Origin of the sequence: Curtobacterium sp. GD1, from assembly GCF_020882855.1 — a bacterium.
Lineage (GTDB): Bacteria > Actinomycetota > Actinomycetes > Actinomycetales > Microbacteriaceae > Curtobacterium.
In genome coordinates this window covers 16,190-33,187 of the sequence record NZ_JAFEVQ010000002.1, presented here as the reverse complement: position 1 = coordinate 33,187, position 16,998 = coordinate 16,190, and the positions used below count along the sequence as shown (strand labels likewise).

At 71.0% G+C, this 16,998-nt stretch carries 15 protein-coding genes and 1 tRNA gene; 13 read left to right on the top strand and 3 right to left on the bottom strand.

From position 1 onward, the window contains the following. Positions 1-72 precede the first annotated feature (72 nt). A complete protein-coding gene (locus tag JSX79_RS01780) occupies positions 73-555 on the bottom strand; it encodes a hypothetical protein (RefSeq protein WP_229084971.1) in 483 nt (160 codons plus the stop codon). Positions 556-714: 159 nt separating this feature from the next. On the opposite strand from JSX79_RS01780, the gene JSX79_RS01775 reads away from it, so the two are divergent. From JSX79_RS01775 to JSX79_RS01755, 5 genes are all read left to right on the top strand, one after another. Continuing rightward, positions 715-1,398, top strand: a complete 684-nt coding sequence (locus tag JSX79_RS01775) for a response regulator transcription factor (protein ID WP_070419053.1) — start codon at positions 715-717, stop codon at positions 1,396-1,398. After that, positions 1,398-2,888 carry a HAMP domain-containing sensor histidine kinase gene (locus tag JSX79_RS01770; protein WP_229084969.1) on the top strand — a complete coding sequence of 497 codons (1,491 nt, stop codon included), beginning with the start codon at positions 1,398-1,400 and terminating at the stop codon, positions 2,886-2,888. The genes JSX79_RS01775 and JSX79_RS01770 overlap by 1 nt, the downstream gene beginning before the upstream one ends. 8 nt (positions 2,889-2,896) lie before the next feature. Next, a tRNA-Leu gene (locus JSX79_RS01765) sits at positions 2,897-2,977 on the top strand. Positions 2,978-3,013: 36 nt separating this feature from the next. Continuing rightward, entirely contained in the window at positions 3,014-3,619 is a 606-nt protein-coding gene (locus JSX79_RS01760; RefSeq protein ID WP_022905562.1) for an ANTAR domain-containing response regulator, read from the top strand. A 44-nt stretch (positions 3,620-3,663) separates the two neighbouring features. Beyond that, a complete protein-coding gene (locus tag JSX79_RS01755) occupies positions 3,664-4,134 on the top strand; it encodes a GNAT family N-acetyltransferase (protein ID WP_229084968.1) in 471 nt (156 codons plus the stop codon). Positions 4,135-4,138: 4 nt separating this feature from the next. On the opposite strand, the gene JSX79_RS01750 is transcribed toward JSX79_RS01755, so the two are convergent. Beyond that, complete coding sequence (locus JSX79_RS01750) at positions 4,139-4,522, bottom strand: VOC family protein (RefSeq protein ID WP_229084966.1); 384 nt, start codon at positions 4,520-4,522, stop codon at positions 4,139-4,141. 29 nt (positions 4,523-4,551) lie between these two features. Further along, positions 4,552-4,920: a PaaI family thioesterase gene (locus tag JSX79_RS01745; RefSeq protein WP_071296366.1), complete on the bottom strand. Its 369-nt coding sequence runs from the start codon at positions 4,918-4,920 to the stop codon at positions 4,552-4,554. Positions 4,921-5,020: 100 nt separating this feature from the next. Here JSX79_RS01745 and polA point away from each other — a divergent pair, with 100 nt between their 5' ends. From polA to JSX79_RS01705, 8 genes are all read left to right on the top strand, one after another. Next, on the top strand, positions 5,021-7,693 hold the full coding sequence (gene polA, locus JSX79_RS01740) for a DNA polymerase I (protein WP_229084965.1): 2,673 nt from the start codon (positions 5,021-5,023) through the stop codon (positions 7,691-7,693). A 101-nt stretch (positions 7,694-7,794) separates the two neighbouring features. Continuing rightward, complete coding sequence (locus JSX79_RS01735) at positions 7,795-9,474, top strand: DUF885 domain-containing protein (RefSeq protein WP_229084963.1); 1,680 nt, start codon at positions 7,795-7,797, stop codon at positions 9,472-9,474. 189 nt (positions 9,475-9,663) lie between these two features. Continuing rightward, positions 9,664-11,133, top strand: a complete 1,470-nt coding sequence (gene rpsA, locus JSX79_RS01730) for a 30S ribosomal protein S1 (RefSeq protein ID WP_070416219.1) — start codon at positions 9,664-9,666, stop codon at positions 11,131-11,133. 168 nt (positions 11,134-11,301) lie between these two features. Further along, positions 11,302-12,363 (top strand): acyltransferase, encoded by a 1,062-nt coding sequence (locus JSX79_RS01725; RefSeq protein WP_229084961.1) that lies wholly within the window; start codon positions 11,302-11,304, stop codon positions 12,361-12,363. Between the two features lie 10 nt (positions 12,364-12,373). Continuing rightward, positions 12,374-12,976 carry a dephospho-CoA kinase gene (coaE, locus tag JSX79_RS01720; RefSeq protein WP_229084959.1) on the top strand — a complete coding sequence of 201 codons (603 nt, stop codon included), beginning with the start codon at positions 12,374-12,376 and terminating at the stop codon, positions 12,974-12,976. Then, complete coding sequence (locus JSX79_RS01715; RefSeq protein ID WP_229084957.1) at positions 12,973-14,004, top strand: hypothetical protein; 1,032 nt, start codon at positions 12,973-12,975, stop codon at positions 14,002-14,004. Before coaE ends, JSX79_RS01715 begins: the two co-directional genes overlap by 4 nt. 22 nt (positions 14,005-14,026) lie before the next feature. Beyond that, positions 14,027-15,523 (top strand): class I adenylate-forming enzyme family protein, encoded by a 1,497-nt coding sequence (locus tag JSX79_RS01710; protein WP_229084955.1) that lies wholly within the window; start codon positions 14,027-14,029, stop codon positions 15,521-15,523. Continuing rightward, positions 15,520-16,872 (top strand): acyltransferase, encoded by a 1,353-nt coding sequence (locus JSX79_RS01705; RefSeq protein ID WP_229084953.1) that lies wholly within the window; start codon positions 15,520-15,522, stop codon positions 16,870-16,872. The genes JSX79_RS01710 and JSX79_RS01705 overlap by 4 nt, the downstream gene beginning before the upstream one ends. Positions 16,873-16,998 lie beyond the last annotated feature (126 nt).

The following is a 16,998-nucleotide window of genomic DNA, read 5'->3' as shown; positions in this document are numbered from 1 at the left end:
CGGCTCGGGAGGCGCGGCACACGTCGGTCCGTCGGCCGACGGCGCGCGCCTCCCGTGGCGGGTGCGGGGTGGTCAGGACCCGGTCGTCGGCTCCGGTGTCGAGGTGGCGCCCGCGTCGGGTGCGGCCGGCGGGGTGGGTGCCTCGCCGTCCTTCGGGGGCTTGGGCGCCTCCCCGTCCTTCGGCGGCTTCGGTGCCGTTCCGTCCTTCGGCGGGGTCGGTGCCGTGCCGTCCTTCGGCGGGGTCGGAGCCGTGCCGTCCGTCGACGGCGTCGGCGCCTTCCCGTCGGCGAGCGGGCCGGCGACGCAGCCGGGGGCGGTGCCCGTCGAGTCGCCCTTCCCCGCGGGGCCCGCGGCCGGACCGCCCGTGGGCGCGCCGGTCGGTGCGCCGCTCGGTGCTCCGGACGGGGCTCCGGTCGCCGATGCGCTCGGCGTGGCGGGGGCGGCCACTGCTGCGCTCACCCCGATCCCGCCGAGGACCAGCACGGCCGCCGCTGCGGATCCGATCCCGACCGCGCGGAGGGTCCGGCGACGCTTCGTGCCCTGTTCGTTCTCCATGGTGTTCTCCTGTTCGTCCGTCGGTCGACCGGGTCGGTCCGCCGACGAGGACGACGCTCGGGTTCGAATCTGAAGCAGGACTGAAGCATTCGTGGAGCACAGGGTTTCTCCAGGCCGTTCCATGCTCCGTGCTGGCGGAGCCGACCTACGGTGTCCGCCGTGACCGCACCCGCCCGCATCCTGGTCGTCGAGGACGACGACTCCCTCCGCACCGCCGTCGTGACGACCCTCCGCGCCGAGGGGTTCTCCGTCGCGGAGGTCACGGACGGCCGTTCCATCGCCGCCGACCTCGACCGCACCGCCCCGGACCTCGTCCTGCTCGACTGGATGCTCCCCGGGCCGAGCGGCATCCTGCTCGCCGCCCGCATCCGGGCCCGGTCGGACGCCGCCGTCGTGATGACCACCGCGCGGGACGAGCTCGACGACCGACTGCGCGGGTTCGCCGAGGGGGCGGACGACTACGTCGTGAAGCCGTTCGCGATGGCCGAGCTCGTCGCCCGGGTGACGGCGGTGCTCCGGCGCCGAGGACGGGTGCCGTCCGTGATCGAGGTGGGCGACCTTGTGCTCGACCCCGACGGCTCCACGGTCCGCCGCGCCGGCGTGCTGCTCGACCTGACCGCGACCGAGTTCCGACTCCTCCGGTTCCTCGCCGAGAGCCGCGGACGGACGGTGTCGAAGGGGCAGATCACGACCCAGGTCTGGGGCTACGAGGACATCGCACCCAACCTGGTCGAGGTGCACCTCAGCGCACTGCGGCGGAAGATGGAGGCGCACGGGCCGCGGCTCGTGCACACCGTCCGGGGCCTCGGGTACCGGCTCGCGGTGGACCGGGGTGCGGCGTGATGCGCGACGGACGCCTACGGACCACCTCGCTCCGGCTGCGGACCGTGGTCGCGATCCTGGTGCTCCTCGCGGTCCTGCTGACGGCCCTCGTCGTCGCGGTCGAGGCCGTCCTCGGCGCCCGACTGACCGCCCAGGTCGAGGACCGCCTGCGTGACCGGGCGTCCGCTGCGGCCGCGCTCGTCGGGGTGCTCGACGCGAGCGACCTCGCCGACCGGCTGTCGGCGCAGGGGCTCTCCGTGCGGATCGTCGAACCCGACGGCGCCGCGGTCGAGGCCGGCCCCAGCCCCGAGCAGTTGCGGAAGGGGCCACCCGACCCGACGGGCCTGCCCGGACCGGCGGCCCGGTCCTCGGTGGCTCCGTCGACCACCGGCTCGTCCGACAGTGCCGGCGCCACCATCACGTCGTCGTCGGTGCACGAGGACGACGGCGTGCTGACCCTCCGCTCGGACCTCGAGGACGGCACCCGCATCACGCTGACCGCCGGCACGCGCGACGTGCAGGAGACCCTGGCGCAGCTCGGCTGGGTGATGGGCGGTGCGTCCGCCGCCTTCCTCGGCGTCGCCGTCGTGGGTGTCGTGCTCGTCGTCCGACGCTCGCTGCGCCCGCTCGACGAGATGACCGCCGCCGCCCGGTCCATCACCGCGGGGGACCGCGGACGCCGACTCCGGCCGTCCCGCACCGACACGGAGATCGGCCGGGTGGCGCTCGCCCTCGACGAGATGCTCGACGCGGTCGAGGGCGCGGAAGCGCAGGCCGTCGCCGCCGAGGAACGTGTCCGCGCGTTCCTGTCCGACGCCGCCCACGAGCTGCGCACGCCGGTCGCCGGTGTCCGGGCCGCGGCGGACACCCTCGTGCGCAACGGCCCGGACGACCCGGAGACGAACGAGCTGCTCGCGGTGCACGTCGTGCGGCAGGCCGACCGGGCGGCTCGGCTCGTCGACGACATGCTGACGATGGCGCGGCTGGACCGTGGGATCGCCCTCGACCGGCGCCGGACGGACCTCGTCGACTGGCTCCACGCCGAGGCCGAGCGGCTCCGCATCCGGTTGCCCGGCGTGGAGCTGCGCGTCGAGGTCCCCGAGCACCCGGTCGACGCCGACGTGGACCCGGACCGACTCGCCCAGGTGCTCGGCAACCTGGTCGACAACGCCGCGAGGGCCACCGGGGGCACCGGCACGGTCCGGCTCCGCCTCAACGCGGGACCGGAGGAGGCCCGACTCCGTGTCGAGGACGACGGCCCCGGGATCCCGGCAGCCGACCGCGAGCGCGTGTTCGACCGACTCGTCCGGCTCGAGGACGCTCGGGACACCCGCTCCGGCGGCGCCGGCCTCGGGCTGCCGATCGCGCGCGGGATCGCCGTCGCGCACGGCGGTTCGCTCGCGCACGGGGCCGACGGAGAACTGGGCGGCGCGGTGTTCGTCGTGCGCCTGCCCGCGAGTAGAACGGTGCCGGCCGGTGCACGTCCGCGAGCGGGCGTCCTGCTAGCCTGATGCCCTACGCGAGTGTGGTGGAATGGTAGACACGGGGCACTCAAAATGCTCTGCTTCACGGCGTGCGGGTTCGAGTCCCGCCACTCGTACAACTGGCACTTCCGAGGTCTAGTAGGCTTCTGGGTGTGAGTGACACAGAAGCAACTGCAACAGCACCCCGTCGCGTCGTCGTCGCCGAGGACGAGTCGCTCATCCGCCTCGACATCGTCGAGATCCTCCGCGACAACGGGTTCGACGTCGTCGGCGAAGCGGGTGACGGCGAGACCGCCGTGCAGCTCGCGACCGACCTCCGTCCCGACCTCGTCGTGATGGACGTCAAGATGCCGCAGCTCGACGGCATCTCCGCCGCCGAGAAGCTCTCGAAGAACCACATCGCCCCCGTGGTCCTCCTCACGGCGTTCAGCCAGAAGGACCTCGTCGAGCGTGCGACCGAGGCCGGCGCCCTCGCCTACGTCGTGAAGCCGTTCACGCCGAACGACCTCCTGCCCGCGATCGAGATCGCCCTCTCGCGGCACCAGCAGATCATCACGCTCGAGGCCGAGGTCGCCGACCTCGTCGAGCGCTTCGAGACCCGCAAGCTCGTCGACCGCGCCAAGGGCCTGCTCAACGAGAAGATGGGCCTCACCGAGCCCGAGGCGTTCCGCTGGATCCAGAAGGCCTCGATGGACCGCCGCCTGACCATGCACGACGTCGCCAAGGCGATCATCGAGCAGCTCAGCGCCAAGAAGTAGCGACCCGGGCGCGCACCAGGCCGACCACCTGGCAGGGTGGAGCCATGGACGACGTGGTGATCCGTGCCTCCAGGCCCGACGACATGCCGGCGGTGGCCGACCTGCGATGGCGGTGGAGCGTCGACGAAGGCGGTGCGACGCCGGGCGTGACCCCGGACGAGTACCGCGAGGCGATGTCGGCGTTCGCCGCCGCCCACCCCGACACGCACCGCTGCGTCGTGGCCGAACGCGACGGCCGGGTGCTCGGCATGGCGTGGCTCGGGCTCGTCGCACGGCCCCCGACGCCGGACCGACCCGGGCGACGGCTGACCGCTGACGTGCAGACCGTCTACGTCCACCCCGACCTGCGGGGCGCCGGCGTCGCGAACCGCCTCGTGACCGCGTTGCTCGACGTCGCCGACGAGCTCGGTGCGGAGCGGACGTCGGTGCACTCGAGCGTCGAGGGCGAGACGCTCTACCGCCGCCTCGGGTTCGGCGACGCCCGACTGCTGCTGCAGCGCCCGCCCGAGGACTGACCGGTCATCCGCGCGCCGGGAGCTGCTGCAGCGTCCACGCGTTCCGGTCGGGGTCGGTGAAGAAGACGAAGCGTCCCCACGCCATCTCGTCCACCCCGACCGCGTCGACGCCGAGCCCCCGCAGGTGCGCGAGGGCCTCGTCGGCGTCCGGGACGACGACCTGGATCGACTTGAGCGAGCCGGGGACGACGTCCGGGGACATGATGCCCTCACCGAACGCGATGGAGCAGGCGGACCCGGGCGGGGTGGCCTGCACGAAGCGGAGCCCGTCGGAGACGCGCTGGTCGTGGTCGATCGAGAAGCCGATCCGTTCGTAGAACTCGCGGGATCGGTCGACGTCGCTGACGGGGACGAGGATCAGTTCGATCCTCCAGTCGGTGGCGGGCACGGGTCACTCCTTCGTGACGCCCGCCGGGGTCAGCGGGCTTCGCGGATCATGTTGGTGATGCGCACGGTGGAGCAGCGCCGCCCCTGGTCGTCGGTGAGGACGATCTCGTGCGTGGTGAGCGTGTTGCCCAGGTGCAGTGCCGTGCAGGTACCGGTGACCAGGCCGCTCGTGGCGCTCCGGGAGTGCGAGGCGTTCAGCTCGATGCCGACCGCGTACCGGCCGGGACCGGCGTGCACGTTCGCGGCCATCGACCCGAGGCTCTCGGCCAGGACGACGTAGGCGCCGCCGTGCAGGAGTCCGACGGGCTGACGGTTGCCCTCGACCGGGATCGTGCCCACCGCGCGCTCGGCCGTGAGCTCCGTGATGACCATGCCCATCTTCTCGGCGAGCTCGCCCATCCCACGGTCGGCGAGGCGCTCGTCGACGGTCCCGGTGGTGGCAGCTCGATCGGTCACGCTGGCGGACTCCCGTGTCGGATGGCGTCGGTAGGCTGTCCGGGTGTCGGACTCCGCAAAGCCTACCCTCATGGTCATCGACGGCCACTCGCTCGCCTTCCGGGCCTTCTACGCGCTGCCGGTCGACAGTTTCGTGAACCGCGACGGGCAGCACACGAACGCCATCCACGGCTTCATCTCGATGCTGCTCATGCTCCTCCAGCGCGAGAAGCCGACCCACCTGGCGGTCGCGTTCGACATCTCGCGCTTCTCGTTCCGCACGCGTGAGTACGAGGACTACAAGGGCACCCGCTCCGAGACCCCGGCCGAGTTCAAGGGCCAGATCCCGCTCCTCCAGCAGGCGCTCGAGGCGATGGGCATCACCACCGTCACGAAAGAGGACTACGAGGCCGACGACATCCTCGCCACCTTCGCCCGCCAGGGTTCCGAACAGGGCTACCAGGTCTACGTGGTGTCCGGCGACCGCGACTCGATCCAGCTCGTGAACGACGACGTCACGCTGCTGTACCCGTCGGTCCGCGGCGTCTCCGAGCTCACCCGGTACGACCGCGACAAGGTGTACGAGCGGTACGGCATCGAGCCGCACCAGTACCCCGACATCGCTGCCCTCGTCGGCGAGACCAGCGACAACCTCATCGGCATCGACAAGGTCGGCGAGAAGACCGCGGTGAAGTGGATCACGGCGTACGGCTCCCTCGACGGCGTCCTCGAGCACGCCGACGAGATCAAGGGCGTCGTCGGCAACAACCTGCGCGAGCAGAAGGACCGGGCGATCCGCAACCGGAAGCTCAACCGGCTCGTGAACGACGTGGAACTGCCCGTCGGGCCTGCTGACGTCGCACTCCGTCCCCTCGACGAGGCCGCGGTGCGCGAGCTCTTCGCGAAGCTGCAGTTCCGCACGCTGCTCGACCGCGTGTTCAAGGTCGCGGGTTCCGGCGAGCCGTCGGAGTCCAGCGCGGTCGAGGGCTCGGTCGACAGCGGTGCGCCGACGCCGCCCGCGGTCAAGACCCTCATCGACGAGGAGCTCGGCTACTGGCTCGAGCGGCGCAACGCGGCCGAGGCGGCGAACGGCTACGGCGTCGCGGTCGAGGTCATCGACGGGCGCCTCAGCGCGATCGGCATCGCCACGCACGACGACGCCGTCCTCGTCCCGGGCGGCAGCGGCGCGAAGGACTACGAGCAGCTGTCGGCGTGGTTCGCCTCCGACGCCCCGAAGCACTTCCACGACGCCAAGACCGCGATCAAGGCACTCGCCACGGTCGGCTTCGAGGTGAACGGCATCGCCGGCGACGCCCGCCTGACCGGGTGGCTCGCGCAGCCGGGCAAGCAGGGGCAGCCCCTCGCCGACCTCGTCTACCAGGAACTCGGCGAAGAGCTCCCCACGGCCGACCCGAACCAGCTCGTCCCCGAGACCGACCCGGTGAACGTCGGCGTGCACGCGTGGTTCGTGCTCCGGGTCACCACCGCGCTGCGTGCGCGTCTCGACGAGTCCTCGCTCACCGTCCTCGACGACATCGAGCTCCCGCTCGTCCCGGTCCTCGCCGGCATGGAGACCACGGGTGTCGCGATCGACCGTCCGGTGCTCACCGGGCTGTCGCACGACCTGGGGGAGCGCGCGGCCGAACTCGCGCAGCAGGCCTTCGCCGAGATCGGGCACGAGGTGAACCTCGGGTCGCCGAAGCAGCTGCAAGAGGTCCTCTTCACCGAGCTCGCGATGCCGAAGACCCGCAAGACGAAGACCGGGTTCTCGACCGACGCCGCGAGCCTCGCCGACCTGCAGGAACAGCACCCGCACCCGTTCCTCGGCCTGCTGCTCCAGCACCGCGACGCCACGAAGCTCCGGCAGATCGTGGACACGCTCGACGCCGCGATCGTCGACGGTCGCATCCACACCCGGTACGAGCAGACCGGCAGCAGCACCGGCCGCATCTCGTCGACCGACCCGAACCTGCAGAACATCCCGGTGAAGACCGCGGTGGGGCGCCGGGTCCGGTCGGCGTTCGCCGTCGCCGAGCCCTACACGACGCTCATCACGGCCGACTACTCGCAGATCGAGATGCGCATCATGGCGCACCTGTCCGGTGACCCGGGTCTGATCCAGGCCTTCAACGAGGGCGAGGACCTGCACCGGTTCGTCGGCGCCCGGGTGTTCTCGGTCGAGCCGGCCGACGTCACGCCCGAGATGCGCACGAAGGTCAAGGCGATGTCGTACGGCCTCGCGTACGGCCTCAGCCCGTTCGGCCTGTCGAAGCAGCTCCGCATCGAGCAGTCCGAGGCGCGCACCCTCATGAACGAGTACTTCGCCCGGTTCGGCGCGGTGCGCGACTACCTGCGCGGTGTCGTCGAGCAGGCGCGCGAGGACGGCTACACCGAGACCATCTTCGGTCGCCGTCGCCCGTTCCCCGACCTGAAGAGCCCGAACCGCGTCCTCCGCGAGAACGCCGAGCGCGCGGCGCTGAACGCGCCGATCCAGGGCTCGGCGGCCGACATCATGAAGATCGCGATGCTCGGCGTCGCCGCCGACCTCCGCGACGGCGGGCTCGCGTCGCACCTGCTGCTGCAGGTGCACGACGAGCTCATCCTCGAGGTCGCGCCCGGCGAGCAGGAGCGGGTCGAGGAGATCCTCCGCACCCGCATGGGCGGCGCGGCCGAGCTGACCGTCCCGCTGGACGTGTCCGTGGGCGTCGGCCCGAACTGGGAAGCCGCCGCGCACTGAGGCGCGACCGGTCGCGGGACTGGAGGCACGGTGCCGGCCCGCACCGCGCCTCCAGTCCCGCAGGTTCCTCGTCGTGAGCCGTCGTGGATAGGGTCGTGAGCATGACCGATGACCGTCCTGTCCGCCAGCCCTCCGCCGTCGACCGCGTAGCCGAGGACTGGGTGTCCACCCTCGTCGACCTCGACCCGACCGTCGCCACGTACATCGGCGTCCCGGGCCGGACGGGGGAGTACGGCGACACGTCGCCCGCCGGTGCGGCGGCCATGGCGGACGCGGCGCGCGCCGCGAAGCGTGCGCTGGACGCCGCCGACGCGGTGGACGCCGTCGACGAGGTGACGAAGACCGACCTCGGCGCCGAGCTCGACCTCGTCCAGGAGTCCTTCGACCGCAAGCTCCACCTCCGCGACCTCAACGTCATCGCCAGCCCGGCGCAGTCCGTGCGCGACGTCCTCGACCTCATGCCGACCGCGACCGAGTCCGACTGGCAGGACATCGCGAGTCGGCTGCACGCGCTCCCCGACGCGATCGAGGGCATCCGCGAGACCCTGCTCGAGGGAACGCGCGAGGACGTCACGCCCGCCCGTCGCCAGGTCGCGCTCATCGCCGAGCAGGCCACCCGCACCGGCGCGGCGGACGGCGTCTTCCGGCAGCTGGTCGACGGCGCCGCGTTCGACGACGGTGGTCCGGTGCCCGAGCCGCTCCGGGCCGAGCTCGCCCGCGGGGCCGAGGTCGCCGCTGCTGCGTACCGGTCGTTCGGGCAGTTCCTCGAGCACGAGCTGATGCCGCTCGCGACGCCGGTCGACGCCGTCGGGCGCGAGGCGTACGAGCTGCACTCCCGGCGGTTCCTCGGTGCGGTCGTCGACCTCGACGAGACATACCAGTGGGGGATCGAGGAACTCGCGCGGATGCGTGACGAGCAGGAGCGCATCGCCGACCGCATCGAGTCCGGTGCGAGCGTCGCCCGGGCGATCGAGGTCCTCGACGCCGACCCGGCGCGGGTGCTGCACGGCACCGACGCCCTGCAGCGGTGGATGCAGGAGACGAGCGACGAGTCGATCCGGGCGATGGACGGCAAGTACTTCGACATCGCCGACCCGATCAAGCGCCTCGAGTGCCGGATCGCCCCCACACAAGAGGGCGGGATCTACTACACCGGCCCGTCCGACGACTTCTCGCGCGCCGGCCGCATGTGGTGGTCCGTGCCGCAGGGCGTCACCGAGTTCGGCACCTGGCGCGAGAAGACGACGGTCTACCACGAGGGTGTCCCCGGCCACCACCTCCAGATCAGCCAGGGCGTCTACAACCGCGGCGAGCTGAACACCTGGCGTCGGCAGCTGTCCGGGTCCTCGGGGCACGTCGAGGGCTGGGCGCTCTACGCCGAGCGCCTCATGGAGCAGCTCGGCTTCCTCGACGACGACGGGGACCGGCTCGGCATGCTCGACGGGCAGCGCATGCGTGCTGCCCGGGTGGTGCTCGACATCGGCGTCCACCTGCAGAAGACGAACCCCGACGGTGGCGCCTGGACGTGGGAGTACGCCCTCGACTTCATGCGCCAGAACGTGAACATGTCCGACGAGTTCGTGCAGTTCGAGGTGGCGCGCTACTTCGGCTGGCCCGGGCAGGCGCCGTCGTACAAGGTCGGTCAGCGCGTCTGGGAGTCCATCCGCGACGAGGTGGCCGCCCGCGAGGGTGCGTCGTTCGACCTCAAGGTGTTCCACCACCGGGCCCTCGCGCTCGGCAGCATCGGTCTGGACACGCTCCGCAGCGCCCTGCTCGACTGATCGATCGGGGCCGACACGATCCGACACGCCCGGTTGTGGGCGCTCGCTCGCTGCGGTTAGACTTGTGCGGCGCAATCCGCGCTCACCAAACACATCGCCAGGACGGCTCGAACCGGCATCCGGTTCGGACCAGGGGGTCGCTCCCTCGCCGTCTCGGCCCGACTCATGTCCGTTCGGAGCAATCTCTACATGACAACCACCACGACCAAGGCTCCCAAGCAGGTCGCCATCAACGACATCGGCTCGGCTGATGACTTCCTGGCCGAGGTCGAGAAGACCCTGAAGTTCTTCAACGACGGAGACCTCATCTCCGGCACCGTCGTGAAGATCGACCGCGACGAGGTCCTCCTCGACGTCGGTTACAAGACCGAGGGTGTCATCCCCTCGCGCGAACTCTCCATCAAGCACGACGTCGACCCCAACGAGGTCGTCGAGGTCGGCGACGAGGTCGAGGCCCTGGTTCTCCAGAAGGAGGACAAGGAAGGTCGCCTCATCCTGTCGAAGAAGCGTGCGCAGTACGAGCGCGCCTGGGGCGACGTCGAGAAGATCAAGGAGTCCGACGGCGTCGTGACCGGTACGGTCATCGAGGTCGTCAAGGGCGGTCTGATCGTCGACATCGGCCTCCGCGGCTTCCTCCCGGCGTCGCTCATCGAGCTGCGTCGCGTCCGCGACCTCACGCCGTACCTCGGTCAGGAGCTCGAGGCGAAGATCCTCGAGCTCGACAAGAACCGGAACAACGTCGTCCTCTCGCGCCGCGCGCTGCTCGAGCAGACGCAGTCCGAGTCCCGGACCACGTTCCTCAACAACCTCCACAAGGGCCAGGTCCGCAAGGGCATCGTGTCGTCGATCGTCAACTTCGGTGCGTTCGTCGACCTGGGCGGCGTCGACGGTCTCGTCCACGTCTCCGAGCTCAGCTGGAAGCACATCGAGCACGCCAGCGAGGTCGTCGAGGTCGGTCAGGAAGTCACCGTCGAGATCCTCGAGGTGGACCTGGACCGCGAGCGCGTGTCGCTCTCGCTCAAGGCCACGCAGGAAGACCCGTGGCAGGTCTTCGCCCGCACCCACGCGATCGGCCAGATCGCACCGGGCAAGGTCACGAAGCTCGTGCCGTTCGGTGCCTTCGTCCGCGTTGCCGACGGCATCGAGGGCCTCGTGCACATCTCGGAGCTCTCGAACAAGCACGTCGAGCTCGCCGAGCAGGTCGTCTCGGTCAACGACGAGGTCTTCGTCAAGATCATCGACATCGACCTCGATCGTCGTCGCATCTCGCTCAGCCTCAAGCAGGCGAACGAGGGCGTGGACCCGGAAGGCTCCGAGTTCGACCCGGCGCTCTACGGCATGCCGACCGAGTACGACGACAAGGGCGACTACAAGTACCCGGACGGCTTCGACCCGGAGACGAACGAGTGGCTCGAGGGCTTCGACACCCAGCGCGAGGAGTGGGAGCGTCAGTACGCTGCCGCCCAGTCGCGTTGGGAAGCCCACAAGGCGCAGGTCGCGAAGACCATCGCCGACGAGGCGCAGGGTGGCTTCGACCTCCCGGCGACCGCTTCGTCGTCGTCGTCCTCGACGTTCGCAACCGAGTCGAACGGTCAGGGCACCCTGGCCGACGACGCTTCGCTCGCAGCGCTCCGCGAGAAGCTCAGCTCGACCAACTGATCGAGCGGCGCAGCCGTACCGGAAGCCCGGCATCCCTGAGAAGGGGTGCCGGGCTTCCGGCCGTTCACCGAAGAACTTCCGAGCGATATGCTAAAATATGAAAGGTAAGGTGTAGGTAAAGCAGGAAGGCGGCGCATGACGTCTGCAACAGTGAGTGGATCGTCTCGTGTGCACTTCCTCGATCCGCTCAGGATCGTCATGTTCCTCGCAGTGGTCTTGAACCACGCACAGCCCTTCGCCGACGACCGGAGTGCAGGTGATCCGCTGGCCGAAGCGCTCTTCTTGCTTTCGCCCAACGGACGGTACCTGTTCATCACCATCACGGTGTTCCTGATCGCCCGGTCCTCGTCGACTTCATCAGCCATGCAACGGGTGCTCGTGCTCGCATGGCCGTTCCTCGTGTGGTCAGCCATCTACGCAGTGATCGACATCATCGGGAACGGCATGGGTCCGGATGGGGCCTGGGGGCTCGCTCTCGCGATCATGACCGGGTCTGCGGGGCCTCACCTGTACTTCGTCGTCGTGACGATCCAGCTGACTCTTCTCGCACCCCTGATCCGAGCTCTGGCAGACCGGAGTGCACAACGTCCGATCGCTCTCTTCGCGGTCGCGGCGATTGCCCAGTTCGCCGTTGTGTTCCTCGAAGTAGCGAGCGCTGGCACGGACTTCCGCGTCGCCGCGCTCTGCATCGTCTACCCGCTGTACATCGTCGGTGGGGCGGTTCTTGCTGCGAACCTCGAGGCGGTCACCGCGTGGTTCCGCACCCACACGCCGCAATTGATCTTCTCCCTCACCATTGTCGGTGTCGTGTACATGTCCACGGTGTTCACCATCGACGAGCCGCGGTCCTTCTGGGCTGCGGTCCTGCTCCGGTCGGTCCGCGCCGCTTGGAACCTGTTCGTCGCTCTCGTGAGCGTGGCTGCCTGCATGCGCGTCGTCAGCTCGACTGGACGGCTCGCTGCGGTCGCGAAGCGGGCAGGAGCGCACATGCAGGACCTCGGCTACGGGCTCTTCCTCGCCCACTTCGTCGGTCTGCACCTTGTCGCCGCGGCCATCGACCCGGTCGCCGCATCCCTTCCGTACGCGCTGCTGACCGTGATCTTCTGGATCGGTGGGGTCGTTGCAACCGTCTGTCTCGTGCTCGTCATGCGTCGGACGCCGTTGAGTCGGGTACTGACCGGTCGACGTACGCAGTATCGCCTTGCAGAGGTCCGGAGCCTCACTGGATAGGCTCCCTGGTGTGCGCATCATCGGTCTCACGGGCGGCATCGCCGCAGGCAAGTCCACCGTCTCCGGCCGCTGGGCCGAGCACGGCGCGGTCGTGGTGGACGCCGACCGGCTGGCGCGCGACGCCGTCGCTCCCGGCAGCCCGGGCCTCGCGCAGGTCGCCGAGCGGTTCGGCCCCGGCGTCATCGCCCCCGACGGTTCGCTCGACCGGCCGGCACTCGGCGCGATCGTGTTCGCCGACGCCGCGGCGCGGAAGGACCTCGAGGGGATCACCCACCCCGAGGTCTGGCGTCTCGCCCAGGCGGCGTTCGACGCAGCCGAGGCAGCGGACCCGGACGCCGTCGTGGTCTACGACGTGCCGCTCCTCGCCGAAGCCCGGGGGAGCCGGCCGCTGCGGTTCGACGCGGTCGTGGTGGTCGATGCTCCCGCTGCCCAGCGGATCGAGCGGCTCGTGGAGCACCGCGGCATGCCCCGCGACGAAGCCGAGCGCCGAGTCGCCGCACAGGCGAGCGACGCCGACCGACTGGCGCTGGCCGACCACGTGGTGGACGCCACCGGCACCCTCGCCGACACGATCCGATCCGCCGACGAGGTCTGGGAGCGCATCGGCCGATGAAGCACCGGGTGCTCCTGGTCCTCGCGGCCGTCCTCCTCGTGGCGATCGGCGCCGCGTCGCTCGTCGCGGCGAACGTCCTCGGTGGTGATCGGGTCGCGGAGCACGGCCGGGTGTCCGCAGCCGACCGACCGCGCGGCGACGAGCACGGTCCGGTGGGGGAGTTCCACCGCTTCCGCCTCGGCACGATCAACGGGCAGCGGCTCGAGCCGAACCGTGACGACTTCGCGGCACGCACCGACTCCGGCGGCCCGCTGCTGCTGTTCCTCCCGGCGACCCGAGCCCGGCCCGCCGACTACCAGCTGTTCCTGTCCGCGGCGCTGCGCGACGGGTACCACGTGCTCGGGCTCGACTACTGGAACCTCGGCAAGACGCTGTCGGGGACGTGCGAGGCGGATCCGCACTGCTACGGGCAGGTGCAGCGGAACCGGTTCGACGGCACTCGACCGTCACGGTTCAGCTCGGTGCAGCCGGCCGGCTCGATCGTCTCGCGGTTCCGCGACGCGATCGCCTACCTCGACGACCACGACCCGGACGGCGGGTGGGGACGGTTCGTCCAGGGCGACTCGGACATCGCCTGGCAGGACATCGTGGTGGCCGGGCACTCGCAGGGCGGTGGAGAAGCTGCGTACATCGCGCACATCCGGCCGGTGCAGGGCGCGCTGATGTTCTCCTCGCCCGTCGAGTCGTTGGGCAGCGAGCACGCGGCCTGGATGGATCGCCCGGGGCGGACACCGGTCGCCCGGATGTACGCGATCGACGACGTGCGCGACGTCTTCGGCCCGCGGATCCGCGGCTCCTGGAAGGTGCTCGGGCTCGACGGTCCCGACGGGCCGTTCCGGACCGACACCGCGCCGCCCGGACCCGACGAGGACCCGCACGCGATCCTCACCGACATCGCGGTGGGGTCGCCGGCCGAGTCGCACTCGCGCACGATCAAGGACACGACCCCGATCGGCCGCGACGGGCTCCCGCGGATGGAGGCGCTGTGGCAGTGGCTGCTCCACCGCTTCCCCTCGGACCCGTCATAGGATCCCGCAATACTCTGAGTCCGTGCAGCAAGCAGGCGAACGACCCGACCTGCGCTCGACCATCCGTGCCCGCGCGGCGCAGGACGGGGAGCGCAGCTACCTCGAGGACGCGCGCAGTGACCGCGTCCTGACCTACCGCGCGCTCGAGGACGCGGTGTCCGCGTGGTCGTCGACCTTCGACGCGATCGGGGTCGCGCCGTCCGGGGCGGTCCTGGTCGACCTCGCCGATCCGCTCTCGTTCGCGGTCGTGCACCTCGCCGCCCTCGCGACCGGTCGGCGGGCGATCCCCGTCGACACCGGACAGCCGATCTCGGAACCCGGCCGTCTCGCCGACCTGATCGGCGGCGCCTCGCTCGTGGTGTCGGACCGCGCCGTGGACGCGACCGTCCCCGGGGCGCCGGCGAGCGGGATCGACGCGGCCACGTTCCTCCCGGCAGCCGTCCGCGACGGCGACCTGCCGTCCGAGAACCCGGACGCACCCGGCGAGGGGTCCGTCGTGCTCTTCACCTCCGGCTCCACCGGCACCCCGAAGGGCGTCGAGCTGCCCGAGTCGCAGCTGCTGTTCGTGGCCCGGTCCGTGGCGCAGCACAACCGCCTCACGCCGGAGGACCGCGGGTTCAACTCCCTCCCGCTCTTCCACGTGAACGCCGAGGTCGTCGGGTTGCTGGCGACCCTCGTGGCCGGCGGGACCCTCGTGCTCGACCGGCGGTTCCGTCGCACCGGCTTCTGGGAGCTGCTCGCCGAGCGCCGGATCACCTGGCTGAACGCCGTCCCGGCGATCCTCGCGGTCCTCGCCAAGACCGGTCCGCTCGACTTCCCCGAGGGCCTCCGGTTCGTCCGCAGCGCCTCCGCTCCGCTGCCCGATCCGGTGCGGCAGGCGCTCGGCGACGTCCCGCTCGTCGTCAGCTGGGGGATGACCGAGGGGGCGTCGCAGATCACCGCCACGCCGCTCGGTGCCCCCGCACGCGTCGGGACCGTCGGCGTGCCGGTCGGGTCCGAGGTGCAGGTCCGGGGCGAGGACGGCACGGTGCTGCCCGCCGACGAGGTCGGTGCTCTCTGGATCCGCGGCGAGGGCATCGTCCACCGCTACCTCTTCGGTCGTGCAGCCGAGCGGTTCGACGCGGACGGCTGGTTGAGCACGGGCGACGTCGGATCGGTCTCGGCGGACGGCTGGGTGTCGCTCGCCGGTCGCTCGGACGACGTCATCAACCGGGGCGGCGAGAAGGTGTACCCGTCCGAGGTGGAGGACGTGCTGCTCGGCGACGACCGCGTGCTCGAGGCCGTGGTCGTCGGGCGGCCGCACGAGGTCCTCGGCGCGGTGCCGATCGCCTACGTGATCCCGCAGCCTGACGAGGCCGTGGACGCCGAGGCCCTGGTCGCCGACCTCACCGCGCGCGCCGAGGCGCACCTCACACGGTTCCGCCGTCCGGTCGAGATCGTCGTCGTGCCCGACCTGCCGCGCGCGCCGACCGGCAAGGTCCAGCGGGCGAAGGTGCGGACGATGGCCGAACACCCGTGACCGACGCCGCCACGCCCACCGCCGACGCCGCCACGCCCACCGTCGACGCTGCTGACCGTCGGGTGCAGACGCCGACCCGCACCGCCGAGGGGAAGCCGCGGCACCTCTACGAGGTCGACGTCCTCCGCATCCTGACCTTCGCCTGCGTCATCGGCGTCCACACCACGAGTCACACGGTCGCCGCCGCCGACGTCCCGCTGAACGCCCTGCTCGGCCTGCTCCACTTCACCCGCCTGGTCTTCTTCTCGCTGACGGCCTTCGTGCTCGTCTACAGCTACACGCTCCGACCGCGGCCGATGGCGCAGTTCTGGCCGAAGCGCTTCCTGCTCGTCGGCGTGCCGTACCTGGCGTGGTCCTTCGTCTACGTGGCGTCGTCCTGGCTCCTCAGCGCCACTCGCCGGGGCGACGTGCCCGACCTCGTGCGCACGTACGCCGAGGGCATCGTCACCGGCGTCTCCTGGTACCACCTCTACTTCCTGCTCGTGACGATGCAGGTGTACCTGCTCCTGCCGGTCATCGCGTGGCTGGTCCGGAGGACGCGCGGCCACCACGTCGCGGTCCTCGCCGTGACGCTCGTGTTCCAGCTCGTGGTCTTCGCCGGGTACAAGTACTTCCCCGCCAGCGACGCGTGGATGCACGGCTACCAGAAGCAGTTCTTCTTCTCGTACGTGTTCTTCATCGTCTCCGGCGCGATCGCCGCCGACCACGCGGATGCCTTCCTCCGGTTCATCCGGGTGCACCGCCGCGCCGTCCTCTGGGGCTTCGCGGGCGTCGGCGCGCTCACCCTCGGCGTGTGGTGGCTGCAGGTCGGTCTCGGGCAGTCCCTCTACGCCGCCGGCACGCCCCTGCAGCCCGTCCAGGTGCTCTGGAGCAGCGCCGTGTTCGTCGGGTTCCTGGCGATCGGCGCGCGCTGGGCGGATCGGCGCCGGCCCGGGAGCGCGCTCGCCCGCGTCGTCGACTACGGCTCGGACCGGTCGTTCGGCATCTTCCTCAGCCACCCGTTCGCGATCTGGATCCTGCTGTACGGCGACAGCTGGCTCGAACGGGTCGTGCCCCAGCCCTGGCTCACGCCGGTCACCTACGCGCTCGTGCTCGTGCTGTCGGTGGCCGTGACGGAGCTGTTCCGGTGGACGCCGTTGAGCGTGCCGCTCACGGGGCGGCCGTCGTTGTCGTCGCGTGGGCAGCGGGCGGCGCGGGCGCGGAAGCGGGAGGCGGCTGCTCGGGGTGCGGGTGCTGGTGCCGTGCCGGTGGTCGCCCCGGAACCGCGGGTCGAGCCGGTCGAGCCGGTCGAGCCGGACGATGCGCTCGTGGGGGAGACGGACGACGTCGGGCCGCGGTCGACGCGCTGAGCGCGTCCGTCGATGGGGCGTCGCCCGCACCGCGTGGGGACTGGAGGCACGGGTCGGGCTGGCACCGCGCCTCCCGTCGTGCGCAGTGTCGGACGGGAGGCGCGCGTCGGCCTGGCACCGCGCCTC